General features: G+C 66.6%; 1 protein-coding gene and 1 pseudogene. Both read left to right on the top strand.

Annotated elements, in window-relative coordinates; translation table 11 throughout:
* Positions 1 to 187: pseudogene (locus ACYVJ0_RS13470) on the top strand (hypothetical protein); the annotation flags it as partial.
* A 111-nt stretch (positions 188 to 298) separates the two neighbouring features.
* Positions 299 to 1504 (top strand): polysaccharide pyruvyl transferase family protein, encoded by a 1206-nt coding sequence (locus ACYVJ0_RS13465; protein WP_460818364.1) that lies wholly within the window; start codon positions 299 to 301, stop codon positions 1502 to 1504.
* Positions 1505 to 1739: the final 235 nt, after the last annotated feature.

Below are 1739 nucleotides of genomic sequence, written 5' to 3'. Positions count from 1 at the left end.
GGCGATCCTCGCAGTGGCGCTCGGCGTGATGGGCGCTTTGGCGTGGGCTGTCGGGCTCGTGCTCGACGGCGTCCTCAAGGCACGGCGTGAGGCCAGCCGCCTCAACTACCTCCAATACGCGGCGGTCGGTGTCAGGCCGTGGCCGGGCGCCGTGGGCGTGCATGCGAGAGGGCACCGGGGAGAATGACGGCGACGCGCGCCGACCCGAGGCGCCGCATCTCGTCCTCTACGCTTGTGTAACGTCCTCGAGACGCGCCCTCGTCGCGCGGAGGCGCTGGGATCTGGGCAGGAGGCCGGTTTGGCATACGAAGGTGAACTCATCGGTGGCGTGAGGGTGCCTCGCTGGCGCCCAGATGACGGGCACGGCAACTTCGGCGACGAGATCGGGCCGGTGATCGTGCGAGCGCTGGCGCCGACGGAGCCATCGGCAACGGTTGAGGAGGCGAGGCGGCTCATCTCCGTCGGGAGTGTGCTGCATTTTGCGCAACCAGGCGATGTGATTTGGGGGGCCGGCGTCAACGGGAAGGTGCGTCAGAAGCTCGCCCGGGATCTCGATGTCCGGTCCGTGCGCGGTCCGCTGACCCGCGCAGTGCTGCTCGCGCACGGCATGCGCGTCCCGGCGGTGTACGGTGATCCCGCCCTGTTGCTGCCCGGCGTCCTTCCCGAGGTACGCCGGGAGCCATCGGGCGAGGTACTGGTTGTCCCCAATCTCAATGAGATGCGAGCGTATGAAGAGGGCAACGTCCTCAGCCCGCTCGGTGACGTGCGCGAGATCGTTCAGCGTATCGTGAACGCCGAGTTCGTCGTCGCCACGTCACTGCACGCGCTCATCGTCGCGGACGCCTTCGGCGTCCCGTCGCGACCTCTCGTGCCGCGCGCAGAGCACCCGTTCAAATACGTCGACTACTACGCAGGGACGGGCAGATACGGCGTTCGATTCGCCCGCTCGGTGCAGGAGGCTCACGACCTAGGACCCGTCGACGCACCGAACTGGGACCCCCTCGCTCTGCAGCGAGCGTTCCCCCAGGACCTCTGGGCGTCTGAGCGGGTACCGCGACCAGTGCCAGAGGACAGCTTTCTGCGCATGCTCGCGCAATCGCGGACACAGCTGGATCGTCTCGCAATCGATCTCGGGCCCGATGTCACAGATCAGGAGGCCCTCGCGCTCGTCCGCGCTCAGCAGATCATTGCGGACCAGCTGGTGGACGAGCAGGACATGGTCGACGCACTCCGCCGCAGGGACGCGGTAGAGGTTGCGGAGGCGTTGGAGCGCTACCTTGCCGTTGCGGAACCGCGCGAGGCCCTGGATAGGGAGTTGGTCGGTCAGCTCACCTCGTTGCGTGGCAGCTCGCCGGACGAGGACCTCCCGGAACTCACTGCGGCCGCCTACCGCCTCACCTCGCGGGGCAACGTCCTCTTGGCTCGCGCGGTTGTGCGAGGAGAAGCTGATATCCAGGCGGCATATCAGTGGCTCGAATCCTCCGCCCCAGCGCAACCGAACTGACGGGCCACGGCGCGAATACTGTCGCGTGCTAGCCTGAGTCGGCTCGGACGGCCCTCGCCGCCGGCCCAATCCCGATTATCTACGTGCGGAAGTCCTTAAGCATGCCTCAGCCTGTCATCGCTGCGATTGTTCCCTGTTACAACGAAGAGGTCGCGGTGGGGAAGGTGATCGCTGATCTGCGTGCTGCGGTGCCGGAGATGGTGATCTACGTCTACGACAACAACAGCTCGGATCG

Source organism: Microbacterium petrolearium (assembly GCF_054782875.1).
The sequence above is the reverse complement of the archived record's forward strand: the minus strand, read 5'-3'. Positions and strand labels throughout refer to the sequence as shown.